This window comes from Streptomyces sp. STAM6 (assembly GCF_054963715.1).
On record NZ_JBUEFZ010000051.1, the window covers coordinates 21506 to 35338 of the forward strand.

Sequence of the window (13833 nt, forward strand, 5' to 3'; positions counted from 1 at the left end):
GGCGCCACGGGGTTTCCACTATGTGGACGGCGGAGCGGTCTGTTCCGCAGCTTCCGCCGCCACGGCGTCGTAGTCCACCAGCCCGGTGGCCTCCAGGGCACGTACCTGGTCGAGGAAGGCTCTGCCGGCGTCGTCGGCCAGCGCCCTCACGAGCGTGTTGCGGGTGGTGGCCCGCACCCCGGCGGCGTGGGCGAGGGAATGGCCGTGCGCGCGGCGCAGGATGTTGGCGAACTTCGTCTCGTACGCCGGTCCGCTCGCCGCCATCAGCTCGTCGAGCCAGCCCCGCTGCCGGGCGGTGGGCCGGCTCGGCAGCTCCATGCCGAGCCGGGCGGCGACGTCGCGGACGCGGACATCGAGGTAGGTGTACCCGGCCGTGAGGTGCCGGCCGGCGGTGGCGACGGCGCGGCTCGGGGCGCGCCCGACCGCCTGCTGGCCGGCCGGCAGCGCCCAGAGCCGGGCGAGTCTGACCCCGGCGACGAACTCGCGGTCGGCGGCGGAGAGCGGGCCCCAGCGGGTCGGTCGGGAGCCGGCTTCGAGCCGGGCGATGCCGGTGCCGGAACGGTCGGCGTAGGACCAGATCGGGAAGACGAGTGCGGCGACGGTCGCCGTCAGTGCGACGACGACCAGGCCGGTGCCGGTGAACGAACGCATGATGCGACGCACGCTAGTCGACGGGACGGAAGCGAGGGTGGATTCGGCGGAGTCCGCGTCAACTCCCGGACGGCATTGGTAAGTTGGACGGTTGGGGCTTGCTCAGTCGCCGCCTCCGCCGCCCCCTCCGCAGCTGGAACCTCCACCGCCTCCTCCGCCGCCTCCGCAGCTGGAGCCACCGCCTCCGCCGCCTCCGCAGCCGGAGCCGCCGCTGCACGCGGACCCCGTGCCCCCGCCGCCTCCACAGCCACCGCCGCACCCGGAGCCGCCGGGGTCGTCGCCCGCGCACCACACGATGATCGTCGTGGCCGCGTACGCGTCGTCGCTCTGCCCCGAGCCCGCCGCGCGGCCCCGGCGGCCGTGCGTCCGAGCCGCCGCGATCAGCTGTTCCCGCAGCACCGGGTCGGGAAGCGCGCGCAGCCCGTGCAGTGCCACCAGGTCCCCCGGCTGGGTCAGGTGGGCATGGGCCCGGCGGTACGCGACGAGGGCCCGGCGGCCCGCCCCGGTGAGCCGGGCGCCGGCGACGGAGCCGCAGACGAGGGCGGCGACCAGACCCGCGACCAGGGCGGGCACCACTTTGAGGACGAACGGGAACGGGGTCTCCGCCGACGTGGACCAGGCGTACTCGGCGACGGTCGCCGCCACCGAGACCGGGATGAGCAGGCCGCAGCAGATCGCCTGAGCAATGCTCCACCGGCGGAAGCGGCGTCCCGCGCGGCGCGGCACGATCAGTCCGCGGGCGGCGAGCCGGTCACCGACCTCCTGCACGGCGGGGTTGCGCATGGCGGCGAGCCGTACGACGTGCAGCGCGCCGCTGGGCGCGGCGGCGAGCTCCTGAAGCACGGCACGCTCGACGGGGTCGTTGCCCACCGGGCGCACGACGTGGACGATGCCGGGCCCGCCCACGGCCACACGGCCGTCCCCCTGCAGCGAGGCGAGGGCGGAGTCGACGGTGCGGGCCGGCCCGCCGTTCAGGAACGCGGCCTCCACGCGGTAGTGGATCGAACCCCCGGGGCCGCGCCTGGAGGCGGCCACTCCACTGATGAGCAGGACGGAGGAGACGACGACGGCGGCGGAGAGGAGCAGTGCGACGACGTTCATGCCGGTCACCGCCCCGCCAGCGCGGCACGGGCCCTGCGGACGAAGCGGCTCGCCCGCCCGGGCGGCCGGGCCCCGGCCCGCTCCTCCCACCACGAGGTCAGCCGCCGCCGCGCCTCCGGGTCGTCGGGCCGGCCCGCGATGAGCAGGTGCTCGGCGAAGTCGAGCGCGTCGCGGCGGTATCCGCCCCGCATCGGGCGCGACTTGGCGTACGCCACGAACGTCGCGCGGAAGGCACCGCCGAGGATCTCCGGCAGCTCGGGCGCGATCTTGGCGACGACCCCGGCGCGCTTGCGGGCCAGCGCCAGGCTCTGCACCCGCAGCCGCCCGTGGTCGAATCCCTCGGGCGCGGGCGTGCCGGCGACCAGCGCGGACAGCAGCGCCGCCTGGGCTATGCCCACCCGTTCGCGCGCCTCCCGCCCGGCGGGCGGGACCTCGCGCGCCGGCGGCGCGAACGGCGGCACCGCCGCCCCGGTCGCGGTGCCGGAGCGGGCCAGGGTGATCGTGTCGCGGATCGCGGTCAGTTCCGAGGCCAGCTCGGCGGCCGGCGGGAAGTCGTCGTCCCGCTCCAGCAGGACACCGGGCGGACACACCCGGGAGGCCAGGTCCGCGAGGACGTCCAGGACCGGCGGCGGGACCGGATGGGCGTGCGTGTCGTGCCAGACCCCGTCACGCTCGACGCCGCCCGCCACATGCACGTACGCGATCGCCTCCACCGGCAACTCGGTCAGCGCCTTCGCCGGGTCCTCGCCGCGGTTGACGTGGTTGGTGTGCAGATTGGCCACGTCGATCAGCAGCCGCACCCCGGTGCGCTCCACCAGTTCGGCGAGGAACTGTCCCTCGCTCATCTCCTCGCCCGGCCAGGAGATCAGCGCCGCGATGTTCTCCAGCGCCAGCGGCACGGGCAGCGCGTCCTGGGCGATGCGGACGTTCTCGCACAGCACGTCCAGCGCGTCCCGGGTGCGCGGGACCGGCAGCAGGTGCCCGGCCTCCAGGGCCGGCGAGGCGGTGAGCGGCCCTCCGGCCCGCACGAACGCGATGTGCTCGGTGACCAGCGGCGCGCCCAGTGCGGTCGCCTTCGCCGCCAGCTCGTCCAGCCGTGCCGCGTCGGGCCGGTCCGCGCCGCCCAGGCCCAGGGAGACCCCGTGCGGGACGACGGTGACGCCCCGCTCCCGCAGTCGCCGCAGCGAGTCGGGGAGGTGGCCGGCGCAGATGTTCTCGGCGACCACCTCCACCCAGTCGACTCCGGGCAGCCCCTCCACCGCGTCCGCGATCTCCGGACGCCAGCCGATGCCGATACCCAGTTCCCTCATGTCCCCCCCTTTCTGCGGCTCCGTTCGCCTCCGAGGCGCTTCGGCGGGCGTCGACGGTCGACCGCGCTCGGTCCCTCGATCCGGGACCTCCGCGCTCTCCCCGCGACGCCCGCGCCCCTTCGGCTCACTCGCCGGCCGCGTCGGTCGGAGGGGTGATGGCCCCGGCCGATCACGATCAATCCACGGGAGGGGATGTTCAGAGGTTGATTTGAGGTTACTGGTTGCCGGAGCCCGCGTTCACCGGCGGACGGTTGGTGTTGATCGAGGTCGGCGGTCCGGGCTGGGTGGAAGGCCGGGACGTGAAGGACTGGTCCCCCGACGGCACCGCGGGCGACGGCGCGGGCGGCAGGTTGCCGTTCGGCGCGGGCGGCCCGGACGGGCTCGCGGTGGCCGCGCCGGCCGCCTCGTTGGCGATCGCGTCGAAGTCGACCCGCCCGGTCGCCTCCAGCATCGTGATGTGGTCCAGCACCGTCTGGTTGGCGTCCGTCGCGAGCTGGCGTATCAGCGTGTTGCGGGTGGTGTGCCGCACCTGGGCCACCAGGGAGAAGACCTTGCCGTGCGCGTTGCGCAGCAGATTGGCGAACTTGCGCTCGTACTCCTCGCCGCTCGCCGCGGACAGCTCCTGCAGCCAGCCCTGCTGCTGCTCGTTCGGCTGGTTCGGCAGTTCCACGCCCAGCTTCGCCGCCACGTCCCGGGCCCGCTGGTCCAGGTCGGTGTGGCCGACGACGAGGTGGTCACCGCAGTCCTTGATGGCCTGGCTGGGCGCCCGTTCGATCGCCTGCTGACCCGCCGGCAGCTCCCAGAGACCGGCGAGCCGTACCTTCACCAGGAAGTCGCGGTCGGTCGCCGACAGGGGGCCCCATTGGGTGGCGACGGTCGAGGCGTTCAGGTTGGCCTGCCCCGTGCCGGACCGGTCGGCGTACGACCAGACCGGGAATGCCAGTGCCCCGACCGTGGCGACCAGCGCCGCGATGATGAGTGCCGTGCCATTGATGCGCCGCAACAAAGTGCCTCCCGAGCCAATGTGGTGGGAGGTACGTATACCGGAGGCGATGCGTTCAGTTCGAACGCACCGGAAAGTCCGAGACGACCGTGCACGACCCCGGAGCGATCTCGGTGAAGCCGGCGTCCCGTACCAACGGCAGCCCGGTACCGGTGAGTTCGGCCCAGCGATCGGGGTGCGCGGTGCGGACCGCGAGCGGGAAACCGGCCTCGCGCCACACCGTGCGGTCCTCGTCCGTCATCGCCCACCACAGTAGCTGTGCGCCATGGCCGACCTGGGCCATCTCCTTGCCGGTGGACATGTGAAGCTCCGGGTTGAGCCACAGCAGCGCCTGCTCCGGGCGGGTATCGGGCAGTTCGCCGGTGTCGTCCAGTTCCGTGCCCGACACCTGGAGCTTGGCGAGTTCCTTCGGCCAGCCGTCGAGGGGGACCGGAGGGAAGACCCGTACCTCCGCGCTGCCGCCGGTGACCGTGATACCGGGCAGCCGCGAGGCCCGGCGCCACTCCGCGCCGCGCGCCCGGCGCACGACCTTGCGGATCCGGGCGTCCTGCCAGTCCCGGACGGCCTGCGCCCACTCGCCGTCGCCGAGCGACCGCTCGTCGGAGAGCATCACGACCACCGCCCGGGCGGCGGTCTCCAGCGCGTCGGTGCGGGACGGGGGCCCGTCCTTCTCGATCCGGGCGACCAGGGGGAGGACGAACTGGGGCGCCTCGTCACGGGTGTCGGGGGCGGCGGGGATGTCGTTCTGGCTGCTCACCCGGCCAGTCTGCCAGCACGCCGGAAGGCCGTTCTTGGCGGAGGGAATCATTCCGGGTGACGATGCCGGTATGAAGAGCGATCTTTTCGCATCCGAGAACATGGCCCAGCAGGCGACGGTGCCGGGCATGACCCTCCAGAACGCGAAGTCGGTCAAGTACGCGGTCAACGGCGAGATGCACGCGCGGCAGGGGTCGATGATCGCCTACCGCGGCAACCTGCAGTTCGAGCGCAAGGGGCAGGGCCTGGGGGGCATGCTCAAGCGCGCCGTCACCGGCGAGGGCCTGCCGCTGATGGCCGTCCGCGGCCAGGGCGAGGCCTGGTTCGCCCATGAGGCGCAGAACTGCTTCATCGTGGACGTCGAGCAGGGGGACGCGCTCACCGTCAACGGCCGCAACGTGCTGTGCTTCGACGCCACCCTGTCGTACGAGATCCGGACCGTGAAGGGCGCCGGCATGACCGGTGGCGGCCTCTTCAACAGCGTCTTCACCGGATACGGCAGGCTCGCCGTGATCTGCGAAGGCAACCCCATCGTGATCCCCGTCACCACGAACCAGCCGGTGTACGTCGACACCGACGCCGTCGTCGGCTGGAGCGCCCAGCTCAACACCTCGCTGCACCGCTCGCAGTCCATCGGCTCGATGATCCGCGGCGGCTCCGGCGAAGCCGTGCAGCTGATGCTGCAGGGCGAGGGCTTCGTGATAGTCCGGCCCAGCGAGGCCACCCCGCAGAAAGCGACCCAGAGCTGAACCTCCGAGGAGTGGGCCGCCGCTACGGCCTCCGCGGGCCCTGGGTGCTGCGCGGCGTCGACCTGGCGCTGCCCCCGCACACCCTGGTCCGGATCGAAGGCACCAATGGCAGCGGAAAATCGACCCTGTTGCGGATGATCGCGGGGATCGACGCCCCGACCGCGGGCCGGATCACCGGACGCCCCAGGCGCACGGCGTACGTCCCCGAACGCTTTCCGGCCGCGCTGCCGTTCACGGCCACCGGGTACCTGACCCACATCGGCCGGGTGCAGGGACTGTCCGGTCGGGTCGCGGCGGCGCGGGCGGCCGGCTGGCTGGAGCGCTTCGGAGCGTCGGCGTACGCCCGCACCCCGCTGCGGGAGCTGTCCAAGGGCAGCAGCCAGAAGGTCGCCGTGGCCCAGGCGCTGCTGGCCGAGCCGGAGTTGCTGGTCCTGGACGAGGCGTGGACCGGGCTCGACTCGGCCGCCCGCGCCGAGCTGGACCTCGCCGTGCGGGAGCGGACCCGGGCGGGTGGCACGGTGGTCTTCGTCGACCACGACCCGCGGCGCCTGGCCGGCGCGCCCGACGCCTCGTACGCGGTACGCGGCGGCCTGCTCGAGCGGACCAGGCGGCCTCCCGCCGGCCCGGCGGGCACCGCGGCCGTCGCGGACGCGGCGGACACCGGGGGTGCGGCGGACACCGGGGGTGCGGTCGTCCCGGCCGGGCCCCGGGTCGTGGTCGTCGCTTCCGGCGGGCGGCTCCGCGACGACCTGCCCGGATCCCCCACCCCCACACCGCTGCCGGACGGTGGTGTGCGCTTCACGGTCGCGGCGACCCACTCCGACGCGCTGCTGAGGGAGTTGCTCACGGCCCGACCACCCTGGCGCATCCATGCCGTGAACCCGGCCGAAGCGAGAATCCCCGCCCCATGACCGCACTGCTCCGCTACCAGACCGCCCTGCTGTTGCGCTCGCAGCGCTGGCTGCCTCCGGTCCTGCTCCACCTCTGTTTCCTCGGCATCGGTGTGCGCTCCGGCGAGCCGGTGCTCGGCGCCCTCGGATTCGCCTCGGGAGGCCTGCTCCCGGCCACCGCCTGGCTGGTGCGGATCTGCCTGAACCAGGAGCCCCCGGCCGCCCGCAGCGTCACCGCGGCCGCCGCCGGCCGCGAGCGCGCCCACCTGGCCGCGATCCTCGCGGGCCTCGGCTGCATGGTGCTGGTCGCCACCGTGACCACCGTCGTGGTGACCGCGGTCAGCGACCCGCGCAGCGCCGGTGGCGGAGTCGTGGTGCCGCTGCTGCCCGCCGGGCTCGCGGGCCTGGTCGCCGCCGTGGTCTGCGTGCTGCTGGGCACGGCCGTCGGCGCGCTGTGCACCCGCCCGCTGGTGCCCGGCCGCGGCTGGTCGGTCATGGCGGTCGCCCTGACCGCGCTGCTGGCCCTGGTCACGACCGGATCGCCGGCGCAGTATGCCGTGACGGGCCTGGTCACCGGCTCCCTCACCGGTACGGTCCACGTGCCGTGGCTGCCGCTCGCGGGCGCCGCCGCCGTCGCGGCCGCGGCCATCGCCCTGGCGTGCCGGCTCACCGCGTGGCGCGAGTGAGTAGGCTCTGTTCCATGGACGATTCGTACTGCGAGACGCCGGCAGCGGCGCCGGGCGCGGAGCGGACGGACCCGCAGAAGGACGGCCCGCCCTTCGCCGCCTGCGTCCTGTGCCAGGAGCCGACCGAATACCCCGAGTCGACGAAGGGCAGCACGCTGTGCCCGGTGTGCGAGTGGCGGGAGGCGGAGCGCACCGCCTGCTCCGGCTGAGGCAGGGCGTTCGGCCCGGCTCGGCCGCCCCGGGGGCTCGCGCGCCGCCCACCGGCCCCGCGTGCCCGGCACCGGCCCGGCGATGCCCGGCGACCGGCCCCTCGATGCCGGGTAGCGGCCCCGCGACGCCCCCTGCGCCGTGCTCACGCCGCCCCGCCGCTCCTGCCGAGCGCCTGTGCGCGAAGCCGTCGTCGCTCGGCGTGGCACCACGAATCCGTCTGCCGGCCCCTCGCATTGCCCGCCAGGCCTGCGGGCCGCCGGAGCCGTTGAGCCAGGAGGCCCCGGTCATCGGGACGTGGTCCCGCCGGAGCCGAGCCTCCGGCACGCCCTCAGCGGCGCATCAGCTCGCTGACCTTGACGAACCGGTAGCCGCGTTCGCGGAGCTCAGGGACGATCTTCCGGACCGCCTGCTCGGTGACCGGCGCGGCACTGCGCGTGCAGTGCATCACCACCAGGGAACCCGGCTTCACACCGGCGACGACCTGGGCCGCGACCGCGTCCGCGTCGGTCGCGAAGGCGTCGCCGCTCACCACGTCCCACTGCACCGCCGTCACGCCCGCCGGTGCCAGCGCGCGCAGTGCCTCGTCGTCGTAGCAGCCGCCGGGGAACCGGAAGTAGGGCACCACATTGCGGGCGCCCGCCTTCCGGAAGGAGTCGAAGGCCCGGCGCACGTCCGCGGCCATGTCCCGGCGCTCCAGGGTCGGCAGCCCGTAGCAGGGGGACGTGAAGGCATAGTGGCTGTAGGAGTGGTTGGCGATCTCGAAGCGCGGGTCGTTGCCGATGGCCCTGGCCTGGTCGGGGTACTCGTCGGCCCAGCGGCCGGTCATGAACACGGTGGAGTCGACCTTCAGCCGCCGCAGCGTGTCGATGAGGGCCGGGTCGTCGAACCGCTCGCCGCGGGCCGCCCGGGGGCCCTGATCGGCGGTCATGTCGGCGTCAAAGGTCAGGGCGACGGTCTTCCCGTGCGCCCCCGGCCCGCCGGCCGTCTCGGGGGCGCGCTCGAACACGGGCGTGAGCCCGCCGGGCCCGGGCGCCATCGTCGGCGGCTTCCTGGCCGGCCCCACGGCGAGCGGCGACGGGGTGGCCGAAGCGGAGGCGGCGGTCGTCGCCCCGGCCTCACCGCGACCGCGGACAGCGTCCGTGCCGCCCCCACCGCAGCCGCCACAGCCGAGCAGAACGGCGGCCAGGACGGCCGGCATCGACATTCTTCGTGCAGAACGAGTCACTGGCGCAAAATATACGATCATCCCAAGAATGCCCGTGTGTGGCGCGAGCGCACGGGGAAGCCACCCTCGGACGGCCTTATGGCCCTTTTCGTCCAGAGATGTGCCGTAATGTCAGATGGCAGCTACGAGCGCACGGACTCGATGGAGGGCTCATGTCCGATCTCACCGCAGGCAGGCAGGCCGACCTCCCGCCGGCCCCGAAGACCTGGATCGACTCCTCGGAGCCGGAGACGTACGAGGAGACGACCACCACGGACGGGCTGCTGACCGTCGAGGTGCGCGCCGCTTCCGCCTCGGCCGGGGGTGCGGCGAGGGCGGAGGCCGCGGGCGGGGGCGCGGCGGGCGCGGCCGCGTCCGTCACCGTGACCGTGGAGGACGCCGCCGGGAACCTGACCGCCTTCACCGTGGGCTCCGGCAGCAGCGAGGTCCTTCCCGTCTCCGCGGGATCACGTGTCCGCGTCTCCCGCACCGGCGCGGCCGGCGGGCGCACCATCGCGCGCTGGCACGCCCGCGGCGGCTGAGCCCCGGATCACCCTCGCGGCGGACGGCCCCGCCGGGTGTGAGACGGCCGTGTCACCCGCGGGTGACACGGCCCGCCGACCGCCGGACGATCAGCACCAGGGTCCGGTGACCGCGAACGTGGTACCGGGCGTATAGCAGTTGACGTACATGGTCTGACCGTCGGGCGAGAACGTGACGCCCGCGAACTCGCCCCACTCGGGCTCGTCGGGGGTGCCGATGTTCTGGGCGCCGCGGGCCATCGCGTACACCTCACCGCGCTTCGTCAGCCCGTACACGTGCTGTGCGCCGTTGCCGTCCTCACAGACCATCAGGCCGCCGCCGGGTGCCAGGCAGATGTTGTCCGGGGACTCACCGGGGAGTTGGACGTCGCTGCTCGGCCCGAACGCGACGACCAGCGTGAGCCGGCGCCGGTGCGGTTCGTACTTCCACACCTGGCCGTAGTGGTCGGCCGCCGAACCCTCGGCGGCGCGCGCGAAGCTGGAGACGAAGTACACGGACCGCCCGCTCCAGTAACACCCTTCGAGCTTCTGGGCGTGGGTGACGCCCCCGGGGCCGAAGTCCTGCAGCCGGATCGGGGTCTGGCGGGCCTGCGGATCCGGTACGGGGACCCACTCGACACCGTCGAACGAGGCGCCGGTCTCCTGGATCGACGACAGGTCCGGCACCCCCGGGACCCGCATCGCCTCCAGCGCGCCACCCGCGCGGAGCGAGCCCGTGCCGCCGAGCGGCTTGTTCGGCAGGAAGCGGTAGAAGAGGCCGAACGGCCGCTGGAAGGCGTCCTCCGTCTCGTACACGATCCCGCTGTGCGGGTCGACGGCGACGGCCTCGTGCTGGAAGCGGCCCATGGCGGTCAGGGGTACGGCGCCGGTGCGCAGCGGGTCCGCCGGGTGCACCTCGAAGATGTAGCCGTGGTCCTTGGTGTACCCGTTGGTGCCGGCCCTGTCCTCGGTCTCCTCGCAGGTGAGCCAGGTGCCCCAGGGGGTGGGTCCGCCCGCGCAGTTGACCGCGGTACCGGCGATCGCGACGCGCTCACCGAGGACGTTGTTGCGGCCGTCGAGCTCGATGGCCGTGCAGCCGCCCTTGGCCGCCGGGTCGTAGGTGAGGCCGCGCACGGTCGGCACGCCTATTCGGCCGGTGTGCCGGTTCTCGTGGTTGCGGACCAGATGGACCCGGCCGCGGCGGCCCGCGAAGGCGCCCATCCCGTCGTGGTTGCTGGGCACGTTGCCCTCGCCGGAGCGCAGGGGCTCGCCCTCGCGGGACAGGACCCGATAGGAGAAACCTTTCGGCAGATCGAGCAGGCCCGCCGGGTCGGGGACGAGGGGGCCGTAGCCGGAGCGGCCGCGGGCCGCGGCGGTGCCGGTGAAGAGCTCGGAGAAGGCGCCCGTGAAGGCGATCCCTGCGGCTGACGCGCCTGCTCCGGCGAGAACCTGACGTCGTGTTGCGGACGGACGTTCGGGCATGGGGCAACTCCCTGTCGGCGGAACCCCCACGACACGGGGCCGCGGGGGAACAGGAGATATGACATGACCCGCATGTGTGTACCACGCAGTGTGGTGACACGTGAACCATGCGGGTCAGGTTGCCTCATGAGGCGGGAGTGCCGGAACGGGCGGGAAAGTCAGGCGAGTTCGGCGGTGAGCGTGATCGTCGTACCCGCGAGCGCCTGGCTCACCGGGCAGTTCTTCTTGGCGTCCTCGGCCAGCGCCAGGAAGCCCTCCTTGTCCAGGCCCGGGACCTCGCCGCGCACGGTGATGTGGCTCCCGGTGATGCCCTGGCCGGGCACGAAGGTGACGTCGGCCTTGGTCTCCAGGCGGGTCGGCGGGTTGCCGGCCTTGGCCAGGATGTTGGAGAACGCCATCGAGAAGCAGCTGGAGTGGGCGGCCGCGATCAGCTCCTCGGGGCTGGTCTTGCCGCCGGGCTCCTCGGTCCGCGCCGGCCACGAGACCGGGTAGGAGCCGATGCCGGAGGAATCGAGGGTGACGACGCCCGAGCCCTTGAGGAGGTCACCCTCCCAGACGGCGTGGGCGGTGCGGGTAGCGGCCATGATGGTTCCCTTCGATCGGGGTGACGCATCCCAACCTACTGCCCCACCAACCCCTTTGCGTCCCGCGCCAGGGCGGTGAGCCGGGAGATCGCCCGGAAGTACTTCTTCCGGTACCCGCCGTTCAGCATCTCGTCGCTGAACAGCTGGTCGAAGGGCAGGCCGGAGGCGAGGACCGGCACCTCGCGGTCGTACAGCCGGTCGGCCAGCACGACCAGCCGCAGGGCGGTCGACTGGTCGGGAACGGGCTTGACGTCGGTGAGGCAGACCGCGGCGACACCGTCGGTGAGTGCGCCGTAACGGCTCGGGTGCACCCGGGCCAGGTGCTCCAGCAGGTCCGGGAAGGCGTCGAGCGACGCACCCGGCGTCGCCCGCGCCGCCGACACCACCTGCTCGTCGGCGTACGGCGGCGGGGCCTCGGGCAGGCCGCGGTGGCGGTAGTCCTCGCCGTCGATCCGCAGCGGCCGGAAGTGCGCCGAGAGCCCCTGGATCTCCCGCAGGAAGTCGGCGGCGGCGAACCGGCCCTCGCCGAGCTTGCCCGGCAGGGTGTTCGAGGTGGCCGCCAGTGCCACGCCCGCGTCGACCAGCTTGCCCAGCAGCGTCGACACCAGCACCGTGTCGCCCGGGTCGTCCAGCTCGAATTCGTCGATGCACAGCAGCCGGTGCCCGCTGAGGGTGGCGACCGTCTGCTGGAAGCCGAGCGCGCCGACCAGGTTGGTCAGCTCCACGAAGGTGCCGAAGGCCTTCAGGGCGGGTTCGGCGGGGGTGGCGTGCCACAGCGAGGCCAGCAGGTGCGTCTTGCCGACGCCGTATCCGCCGTCCAGGTACACCCCGCGCGGGCCGGCGGGAGCGGCCGGCTTCCTGGCGAACCAGCGGCGCCTGCCCGCGCCCGTCGCGTGCGCGCCGCCGAGACCGGCCGCGAAGGCGCTGAGGACCTTGACGGCCTCGGTCTGGCTCGGCTGGTTCGGGTCCGGGAGATAGGTGTCGAAGCGCACCGCGTCGAAGCGCGGCGGCGGCACCATCTCGGCGACCAGACGGTCGGCCGGGACGTGCGGCTCGCGGGCGCACAGGGACAGCGGGGCCGCTTCGGTTATGGCACTGGTCGACACAGTTCCTCACTCTAATCGCCGTGCCACACTGCACCGCATGCGACGCCTGTTCCCTGTGACCGACCAGACACCCGCCGCGGCGGACGCCCAGGACTTCCGGGACCTCCGGGACCACGAGTGGACCCTCGACGAGCTGGCCGACGCCTACGCCTATCCGGACGGCCCGTGGCTGCGCGCCAACATGGTGACGTCCCTCGACGGGGCCGCCCAGCACGAGGGCCGCTCGCAGCCGATCTCCTCGGACACCGACATGCGGATCTTCGGCACCCTGAGGGGGCTGGCCGACGTGGTGATCGTCGGGGCCGAAACGGTCCGCCTGGAGGGGTACCGCCCGGCCCGTGCGCGTGAGGCGTTCGCCGAGCGGCGGGCGGCGGCGGGCCAGGGCCCGGCGCCCGCGATCGCCGTGGTCAGCGCCTCGCTGCGGCTGGACTTCTCTCTTCCGCTGTTCACCCGGCCGCTGGTGCCCACGCTGATCCTCACCGACGCGGCGGCGCCCCCGGACCGGGTGCGGGACGCCGAGCGGGCGGGCTGCGAGGTGGTCGTGGCCGGTGACGGGCCCGGCGTGGAGCCGGAGCGGGCGGTCACGGCACTGGCCGAGCGCGGCCTGACGCGCCAGCTGACCGAGGGCGGGCCGCGGCTGCTGGGGCAGCTGGTGGCGGCCGGCGTGCTGGACGAGCTGTGCCTCACGATCTCGCCCTTGCTCACCGCGGGGGACGCCCAGCGGATCGCGGGTGGGCCGCCGACGGCGGTGCCGGAGAGGTTCGCGCTGGCTTCCGTGCTGGAGGAGGGCGGGTTCCTTTTCACCCGTTACCGCCGGTCCTGACCAATCAGCGGAATATCTCGCTCCGGTTAGCTTCCGGTGGGCACACTAGATTCGCAGTCCCCGTGCGCGCACGGGGAAGGATGGTTTCCGCAGAAGGGCTCCTGAGGTGTTCACAAGCGTTCTGATGATCGAGAAGCCCCTGTCGGCCGTGGACGTGGAGTTCGTCACCACCCTGCACGGGGACGAGAGGATGTCCTTCATCGTTCTGATGCAGCCCCGCGGCGACCAGGCCGTCGTGCTGCTGCGCGCCATCGACGACGTCGCCCTGGGCGAACTGAAGGAAGCGACCCGTGAGGGCGAGGAACCGGAGGGCAAGGCCGCGAGAGTCCCGGCCGAGACCGCCCTGGAGCACTCCCTCCAGGCCCTGCGCCGGGCCGGCTGCGAAGCCGTGGGCCAGGTGGTCGAGGACCACCCGCTGGACAAGCTGAAGGCCGTGGTGGAGGAGTCCGAGGCGGACGAGGTCATCGTGCTGACCGCGCCGCACTACGTGGAGGAGTTCTTCCACCGCGACTGGGCCTCCCGGGCCCGCCACAAAGTGGGCGTCCCGGTCCTGAAGCTCTTCGCCCACAACGACACGGAGTGAGGACGGGGGCGGACAAGGAGACCACCGCACGGGACCGACGCGGATCTCACGAAGCGCAGGGATCTCACGGGGCGCGGGATCTCACGAGCCGCGAGGACACGAGCCGCGGTGATCTCACGAGGCGTGGGGATCTCACGAGGCGTGGGGATCTCACGAGGCGTGGGGATCTCACGA

General features: G+C 73.3%; 16 protein-coding genes. 7 read left to right on the forward strand and 9 right to left on the reverse strand.

Going from position 1 to position 13833, the window contains the following annotated elements; genetic code table 11:
- Nucleotides 1–18 precede the first annotated feature (18 nt).
- From ACY34K_RS31930 to ACY34K_RS31950, 5 genes are all read right to left on the reverse strand, one after another.
- Nucleotides 19–651, reverse strand: coding sequence for a DUF4142 domain-containing protein (locus tag ACY34K_RS31930; RefSeq protein WP_462753404.1), 633 nt, complete (start codon nt 649–651; stop codon nt 19–21).
- Between the two features lie 102 nt (nt 652–753).
- Nucleotides 754–1752, reverse strand: coding sequence for a TIGR04222 domain-containing membrane protein (locus ACY34K_RS31935; protein WP_462753406.1), 999 nt, complete (start codon nt 1750–1752; stop codon nt 754–756).
- A gap of 5 nt (nt 1753–1757) precedes the next feature.
- On the reverse strand, nt 1758–3062 hold the full coding sequence (locus ACY34K_RS31940; protein ID WP_462753408.1) for an MbnB/TglH/ChrH family RiPP precursor modification enzyme: 1305 nt from the start codon (nt 3060–3062) through the stop codon (nt 1758–1760).
- Between the two features lie 214 nt (nt 3063–3276).
- Complete coding sequence (locus ACY34K_RS31945; protein WP_462753410.1) at nt 3277–4065, reverse strand: DUF4142 domain-containing protein; 789 nt, start codon at nt 4063–4065, stop codon at nt 3277–3279.
- A 55-nt stretch (nt 4066–4120) separates the two neighbouring features.
- Complete coding sequence (locus ACY34K_RS31950) at nt 4121–4822, reverse strand: peptidyl-tRNA hydrolase (protein ID WP_462753412.1); 702 nt, start codon at nt 4820–4822, stop codon at nt 4121–4123.
- Nucleotides 4823–4892: 70 nt separating this feature from the next.
- Between ACY34K_RS31950 and ACY34K_RS31955 the strand changes: the two genes are divergently transcribed.
- Genes ACY34K_RS31955 through ACY34K_RS31970 form a run of 4 tightly spaced genes read left to right on the forward strand, consistent with a single transcriptional unit; the run spans nt 4893 to nt 7355 of the window.
- The gene (locus tag ACY34K_RS31955; protein ID WP_462753414.1) at nt 4893–5570 is read left to right on the forward strand and encodes an AIM24 family protein; all 678 of its coding nucleotides are present in this window, start codon (nt 4893–4895) and stop codon (nt 5568–5570) included.
- Nucleotides 5567–6481 carry an ATP-binding cassette domain-containing protein gene (locus tag ACY34K_RS31960; RefSeq protein ID WP_462753434.1) on the forward strand — a complete coding sequence of 305 codons (915 nt, stop codon included), beginning with the start codon at nt 5567–5569 and terminating at the stop codon, nt 6479–6481. Before ACY34K_RS31955 ends, ACY34K_RS31960 begins: the two co-directional genes overlap by 4 nt.
- A complete protein-coding gene (locus tag ACY34K_RS31965; RefSeq protein ID WP_462753416.1) occupies nt 6478–7146 on the forward strand; it encodes an ABC transporter in 669 nt (222 codons plus the stop codon). The genes ACY34K_RS31960 and ACY34K_RS31965 overlap by 4 nt, the downstream gene beginning before the upstream one ends.
- Before the next feature lie 14 nt (nt 7147–7160).
- The gene (locus ACY34K_RS31970) at nt 7161–7355 is read left to right on the forward strand and encodes a hypothetical protein (RefSeq protein WP_462753418.1); all 195 of its coding nucleotides are present in this window, start codon (nt 7161–7163) and stop codon (nt 7353–7355) included.
- Nucleotides 7356–7684: 329 nt separating this feature from the next.
- Here the strand turns inward: ACY34K_RS31970 and ACY34K_RS31975 are convergent, their stop codons facing one another.
- Nucleotides 7685–8560 carry a polysaccharide deacetylase family protein gene (locus ACY34K_RS31975; RefSeq protein ID WP_462753420.1) on the reverse strand — a complete coding sequence of 292 codons (876 nt, stop codon included), beginning with the start codon at nt 8558–8560 and terminating at the stop codon, nt 7685–7687.
- Between the two features lie 173 nt (nt 8561–8733).
- Between ACY34K_RS31975 and ACY34K_RS31980 the strand changes: the two genes are divergently transcribed.
- Nucleotides 8734–9102 (forward strand): hypothetical protein, encoded by a 369-nt coding sequence (locus ACY34K_RS31980; protein ID WP_462753422.1) that lies wholly within the window; start codon nt 8734–8736, stop codon nt 9100–9102.
- Between the two features lie 90 nt (nt 9103–9192).
- On the opposite strand, the gene ACY34K_RS31985 is transcribed toward ACY34K_RS31980, so the two are convergent.
- The 3 genes from ACY34K_RS31985 to zapE all read right to left on the reverse strand — a co-directional run bounded on the left by ACY34K_RS31985 (nt 9193) and on the right by zapE (nt 12253).
- The gene (locus ACY34K_RS31985; RefSeq protein ID WP_462753424.1) at nt 9193–10563 is read right to left on the reverse strand and encodes an alkaline phosphatase PhoX; all 1371 of its coding nucleotides are present in this window, start codon (nt 10561–10563) and stop codon (nt 9193–9195) included.
- A gap of 158 nt (nt 10564–10721) precedes the next feature.
- A complete protein-coding gene (locus ACY34K_RS31990; protein WP_462753426.1) occupies nt 10722–11147 on the reverse strand; it encodes an OsmC family protein in 426 nt (141 codons plus the stop codon).
- Nucleotides 11148–11182: 35 nt separating this feature from the next.
- Nucleotides 11183–12253: a cell division protein ZapE gene (gene zapE, locus ACY34K_RS31995; protein ID WP_462753428.1), complete on the reverse strand. Its 1071-nt coding sequence runs from the start codon at nt 12251–12253 to the stop codon at nt 11183–11185.
- A 37-nt stretch (nt 12254–12290) separates the two neighbouring features.
- Here zapE and ACY34K_RS32000 point away from each other — a divergent pair, with 37 nt between their 5' ends.
- Nucleotides 12291–13076, forward strand: a complete 786-nt coding sequence (locus ACY34K_RS32000) for a pyrimidine reductase family protein (RefSeq protein ID WP_462753430.1) — start codon at nt 12291–12293, stop codon at nt 13074–13076.
- 106 nt (nt 13077–13182) lie between these two features.
- A complete protein-coding gene (locus ACY34K_RS32005; protein ID WP_462753432.1) occupies nt 13183–13659 on the forward strand; it encodes an indole-3-glycerol phosphate synthase in 477 nt (158 codons plus the stop codon).
- Nucleotides 13660–13833: the final 174 nt, after the last annotated feature.

Coding starts and splice junctions, on each gene's coding strand:
- ACY34K_RS31930 (WP_462753404.1), bottom strand. CDS start 651: ATGCGTTCGTTCACCGGCACCGGCCTGGTCGTCGTCGCACTGACGGCG.
- ACY34K_RS31935 (WP_462753406.1), bottom strand. CDS start 1,752: ATGAACGTCGTCGCACTGCTCCTCTCCGCCGCCGTCGTCGTCTCCTCC.
- ACY34K_RS31940 (WP_462753408.1), bottom strand. CDS start 3,062: ATGAGGGAACTGGGTATCGGCATCGGCTGGCGTCCGGAGATCGCGGAC.
- ACY34K_RS31955 (WP_462753414.1), top strand. CDS start 4,893: ATGAAGAGCGATCTTTTCGCATCCGAGAACATGGCCCAGCAGGCGACG.
- ACY34K_RS31965 (WP_462753416.1), top strand. CDS start 6,478: ATGACCGCACTGCTCCGCTACCAGACCGCCCTGCTGTTGCGCTCGCAG.
- ACY34K_RS31970 (WP_462753418.1), top strand. CDS start 7,161: ATGGACGATTCGTACTGCGAGACGCCGGCAGCGGCGCCGGGCGCGGAG.
- ACY34K_RS31975 (WP_462753420.1), bottom strand. CDS start 8,560: ATGTCGATGCCGGCCGTCCTGGCCGCCGTTCTGCTCGGCTGTGGCGGC.
- ACY34K_RS31980 (WP_462753422.1), top strand. CDS start 8,734: ATGTCCGATCTCACCGCAGGCAGGCAGGCCGACCTCCCGCCGGCCCCG.
- ACY34K_RS31985 (WP_462753424.1), bottom strand. CDS start 10,563: ATGCCCGAACGTCCGTCCGCAACACGACGTCAGGTTCTCGCCGGAGCA.
- ACY34K_RS31990 (WP_462753426.1), bottom strand. CDS start 11,147: ATGGCCGCTACCCGCACCGCCCACGCCGTCTGGGAGGGTGACCTCCTC.
- ACY34K_RS32000 (WP_462753430.1), top strand. CDS start 12,291: ATGCGACGCCTGTTCCCTGTGACCGACCAGACACCCGCCGCGGCGGAC.